Origin of the sequence: Nocardia pseudovaccinii NBRC 100343 (assembly GCF_001613225.1) — a bacterium.
In the GTDB taxonomy this organism is placed as follows: Bacteria; Actinomycetota; Actinomycetes; order Mycobacteriales; family Mycobacteriaceae; genus Nocardia; species Nocardia pseudovaccinii.
Window position 1 is genome coordinate 1 of record NZ_BDBY01000046.1, and the last position, 4,592, is coordinate 4,592.

Sequence of the window (4,592 nt, forward strand, 5' to 3'; positions counted from 1 at the left end):
GTCCATCACCTGGGCCCGCGAAATACGCGGAATCGCCTCCACTGCAAAGGCCTGCACCCCGGCCGACTTCAGCGCCGGAATCTGGTTGTCGGCATTACGCGGGGCGAGGAACCCGATCAGGGTCTGCCCACTGTGCAGCTTCGCCACCTCGGCGTCACTGGGTGGCGCGACCTTCACCACCACATCGGCCGACCACGGATCACCGATGGTCGCGCCCGCATCCACATAGGCCGCGTCCGGAATGAGCGCACCGATCCCGGCGCCCGCCTCGACCACCACCTCCACGCCCTGCTTCAGCAGGCTCGGGATGATCTTGGGCACCAAAGCGACACGCCGCTCGCCCGCGTTTGACTCGCGAACGACTCCGACACGCGCTCCGCGCGGCGACTGGTCGCCTACGCTCTGCGTTGTCTCCACTTGTCAGACTTCCTTCTCTGGCTGAGCTTCAAGCAACCGGTCGACGGCCGGACGATGTTACTTTGGAGTAAGTTCGTCCAAATCCTCGCAACTGTACCCGGCTCGCGGTGAGCGTAGCTGAGATGGCGGTCACAAGTTGCGGCCGGATTCCGCCGTTATGTCGGATTCGCGACCAACATAAAGGTTCGAATCCTGGTCGCTGCGGCGCAATACCTTCCCATAGTGACGTGCGTCATGCCGAGTATGTTCCCGGTGAGCGGCACGCCGTATGGTCGGCGGTGTGAACGACTGCGTCTTCTGCCGCATCGCGGCGGGGCAGGCCCCGGCGACCAAGGTCTACGAGGACGACACGCTGTGCGCGTTCCTGGACATTCGCCCGATCGCCCGCGGCCACACTCTGATCATCCCGAAGCGACACGCATCCGAATTGGCGGATCTGGACCCCGAATCGGGAGCGCACATTTTCCGTGCCGGACACCGGATCGCGCTGGCGATCAGGCGCAGCGACCTGGCCGCGGACGGCGCGAATCTCGTGCTCAATGACGGCACCGCGGCCTTCCAGACCGTCCCGCACGTCCACCTGCACGTGATACCGCGCCGGCACGGCGACAAACTGAGCTTCGCCGCAGGACTGCTGCTGCGACGCCCGCACGATCCCGAGTCCACCGCGGCCGCCATCCGCGCCGGAATATCGGCATTGGCACACGAAGACGAGACCAGCGCCGAGGAGCGAGAATGACCGACCCCACCCAGGACCGGAACGAGCTGACCGGCCTGCTGTCCGAGCAATGGGAGACGATCGCGACGCTCGTCGCCGATCTCGACGAAGAGCGTTGGCGCACACCGTCTCCGCTGCCGGGCTGGTCGCTGTTCGATGTGGTGGCCCACGTCGTCGGGACGGAATCCTGGTTGCTCGGTGAACGCCCGCCCGCGCACGATCCGATCCGGCCCAAAACCGATGTGACCACGCTGCCACATGTGCGCAACGAGACCGGCGTGCTCAACGAGATCTGGGTCGACCGATTGCGGCCGCTGTCGGGTAAGCGTCTACTCGAGCTGTACCGCGAGGTCACCGACCGCAGGCGCGCGGCGCTCGCATCCTTCGGTGATGCGGAATGGCAGGCCGAGACCGTATCGCCGATCGGCAAGGTCAGCTACGGCCGGTTCATGCGGGTGCGGCTGTTCGATTGCTGGATGCACGAACTCGATATCGCCGACGCGCTCGGCGTATCCGTCGACGAGGGCGGACCGCGGGCCGAGCGGGCCTTCGGCGAACTCACCGGCACCATCGGGCGGGCGGTGGCGAAGGGTGCGCATGCTCCGGACGGATCGCGCATCACCTTCGAACTGACCGGCCCGTTGCCGCAGACGCTGCACGTCGCGGTGGACGGCCGCGCCAATATCGTCGATGAGCTGGACGCGCCTGCCACCGTGGTGGTTCGGATGGGCTCCGGCCTGTTCGCCCGGCTACGTGGCGGACGCACCACCGCGGATGCGCACGAAGGCGAGTTCCGCATTTCCGGCGATGCGGAACTCGGCAACCGACTGGTGCGCAGCCTGGCCTTCACTATCTGAGCCGCGGTGCGACTTTTCCTGTCCAGCTACCGATTCGGCGCACACTACGACCGGCTAGCCGCACTCGTCGGCGAGCCGGGCCGAGTCGCGGTGATTCCCAACGCATGTGACGCCTGGCCCGCGGCCTGGGCGGGTGCGGTCGCCAGTGACGTGATCCCGCTGCGCAAACTCGGCTACTCCCCCGATGTGCTGGACCTGCGCGAATTCGTCGGTCGCGCAACCGAATTGGAAGCCGCATTGGCACAGTATCCACTGGTGTGGGCACGCGGCGGCAACACTTTCGTCTTGCGCGCCCAATTCGCCCGCAGCGGAGCCGATTTCGTACTGCCGAAACTGCTCGCCGCCGACGCGCTGGTATATGCCGGGTACAGCGCGGGCGCGTGTCTGCTGACCCCGGATCTGCACGGTCTGGAATCCACCGACGACCCGGCCGAAGTCCAACCGGCGTGCGGCATCGAACCACGGTGGGACGGACTGGGTCTGGTCGACCATCGCATCGTGCCGCATCTGGATTCCGCGACCGATCCGGACGGTGCGGCCGCGCTACTCGCCGCCCGCTACCGGGCCGAGGGCATCGCGCACTGGGCGCTCACCGACGACGATGTCGTCGTGGTCGACGGCAGCGATATCGAGATCTTGCGGTAGCCCGCGAAAGACCACCCAGCGCATCGCGCAGTACATGTAGACCGCCTCGCATGCCCCCGCCAGCAGCCGCGACAGATGGTATTCCAATCCCAGCGCGGTCAGTCCGCTGCCGACGCCGAGGATGAAGGCGAGGTAGTTGATCACGACAACCACCACGTACACCACGGCCTGGCTGCCGACCGGTGCGTGCGAGTGGAAGTTGAACGTGCGATTGAGCACGAAGCTGAGCCCGAACGCGCAGATATAGGCCATCGTGACCGACAGCCATACGGGCAGTCCCAGCCAGCCGTGCAGCACCGTGAGCAGCGCCAGATCGACACCGAAGGTGCAGCCGTTGATCAGCGCGAAGCCGAGAAACGTCGGGGCGACAAGGCGATTCAGCCCCAGCGGCAGCCGCGCGACGACGGCCTCGCACCAGCGAGAGAAGCCCGCCACCAGGGACTCGGTGCTCGTCACGCCGCCAGCATGCCAGCGGCAGGTGTCCATCAGGTGATCGTCCAGGAAACAAGATCGGTGGCACCCGATCCGATCAGCCGATCTGGGTGAGGGGCGAACGGTGGTCCAGGGCGGACCAGGCGACGAGGCAGCGGCGGCGGGTGACGTCGTCGACGTCTTCCAGGAGGGCCTCGAGTAGGAGGCGGGGTGTGCGCTGCCACTCGTCGGTCAGGGTGGCGATCACGGTCTTGCCGAACATGCCCGAGCGATCCAGTGCCGTGACCCATTCGGCGATATCGCCCGCGTGGATGCGGCGCAATGAATCCGGGTCGATACCCCCGTCGAGAACTTCGTAGGAGAACACCGCAGCGACCAAATCACGGTAATCCGGCGACTCGACCTGCATGAGACCTCCTCGGCGCGCCTGCGCACCTGATGGAATCGGACAGCGCCCCGAACGGTCGCCTTGTCCGGAATTCTTATCGGCCTACGGACCCGGCACCACTGGACCGGCCCACAATCCCGCCGGGCTCCGCGTTGTAGCAAACCTCCAGGGAGAACCGGACGCGCGGCTGTTACAGTCGGGCACTCACCCTGGCCCGTACCCGCCGTATAGCGTGAACGTGTGGACCTGCATGACCTGATCTCCCGCCTGCCCGACGGCGCGGTACTCACCGATCCCGACCTGCTGGCGGGCTATCGGCAGGACTGGGCGCGCGATCCGAGTGCGGGCACACCGCTGGCCGTGGTCCGCGCGACCGGTACCGATGATGTCGCGGCGACGTTGCGGTGGGCGCACGAACACAAGGTCGCGGTGGTGCCGCGCGGGGCCGGATCCGGATTGTCCGGCGGTGCGACGGCCGTCGACGGCGGCATCGTGCTCAGCACCGAACGCATGCGCGCGATCACCGTCGACCCGGTCACCCGCACCGCGGTGGTCCAGCCCGGCTTGCTCAATGCCGAGGTCAAACGTGCGGTCGCCGAGCGCGGCCTGTGGTATCCGCCGGACCCGTCCTCCTTCGAAATTTGCTCGATCGGCGGCAATGCGGCCACCAACGCGGGCGGCCTGTGCTGTGTGAAATACGGCGTAACCACCGATTACGTGCTCGGCATGGAGGTGGTGCTCGCCGACGGCACGGTGGTGCGGCTCGGCGGGCCACGTCTCAAGGATTCGGCGGGCCTGTCGCTGACCAAGATGTTCGTCGGCAGCGAGGGCACGCTCGGGGTGATCACCGAGCTCACCCTGCGGCTGCTGCCCGCCCAACCGCCGCAGGCCACCGTGGTCGCGACCTTCGCGACGCTGACCGCCGCCACCGAGGCCATCCTCGGCATCACCGGCGCCCTGCGCCCTGCCATGCTCGAGTTCATGGACGCCGTCGCGATCAACGCGGTCGAGGACGAGATGCGGATGGGGCTGGATCGCGAGGCCGCCGCGCTGCTGGTCGCCCGCTCCGACGCACCGGGCGAATTCGCCAGGCACGAAGCCGAAATCATGGTCGGGATCTGCGAAAAGGCCGGGG

Annotated in this window: 6 protein-coding genes and 1 pseudogene; 4 read left to right on the forward strand and 3 right to left on the reverse strand. The window is 67.1% G+C overall.

Features of this window, described 5'->3' with window-relative positions; all coding sequences use genetic code 11:
- Nucleotides 1-417 (reverse strand): annotated as a pseudogene (locus NP3_RS06315) (NAD(P)(+) transhydrogenase (Re/Si-specific) subunit alpha); the annotation flags it as partial.
- Nucleotides 418-697: 280 nt separating this feature from the next.
- On the opposite strand from NP3_RS06315, the gene NP3_RS06320 reads away from it, so the two are divergent.
- From NP3_RS06320 to NP3_RS06330, 3 genes are read left to right on the forward strand one after another with little or no spacing between them, the layout of a single operon-like run.
- A complete protein-coding gene (locus NP3_RS06320) occupies nt 698-1,156 on the forward strand; it encodes an HIT family protein (protein WP_174566174.1) in 459 nt (152 codons plus the stop codon).
- A complete protein-coding gene (locus NP3_RS06325) occupies nt 1,153-1,992 on the forward strand; it encodes a maleylpyruvate isomerase family mycothiol-dependent enzyme (RefSeq protein ID WP_063038723.1) in 840 nt (279 codons plus the stop codon). The genes NP3_RS06320 and NP3_RS06325 overlap by 4 nt, the downstream gene beginning before the upstream one ends.
- Before the next feature lie 6 nt (nt 1,993-1,998).
- Nucleotides 1,999-2,637, forward strand: a complete 639-nt coding sequence (locus NP3_RS06330) for a Type 1 glutamine amidotransferase-like domain-containing protein (RefSeq protein WP_063038725.1) — start codon at nt 1,999-2,001, stop codon at nt 2,635-2,637.
- Here the strand turns inward: NP3_RS06330 and NP3_RS06335 are convergent.
- On the reverse strand, nt 2,536-3,123 hold the full coding sequence (locus NP3_RS06335; RefSeq protein ID WP_084508265.1) for a GtrA family protein: 588 nt from the start codon (nt 3,121-3,123) through the stop codon (nt 2,536-2,538). The genes NP3_RS06330 and NP3_RS06335 overlap by 102 nt on opposite strands.
- 43 nt (nt 3,124-3,166) lie before the next feature.
- Nucleotides 3,167-3,478, reverse strand: a complete 312-nt coding sequence (locus tag NP3_RS06340; protein WP_063038727.1) for a hypothetical protein — start codon at nt 3,476-3,478, stop codon at nt 3,167-3,169.
- 219 nt (nt 3,479-3,697) lie between these two features.
- On the opposite strand from NP3_RS06340, the gene NP3_RS06345 reads away from it, so the two are divergent.
- A partial coding sequence (locus tag NP3_RS06345) for an FAD-binding oxidoreductase (protein ID WP_063038729.1) occupies nt 3,698-4,592 on the forward strand: 895 nt, incomplete at its 3' end.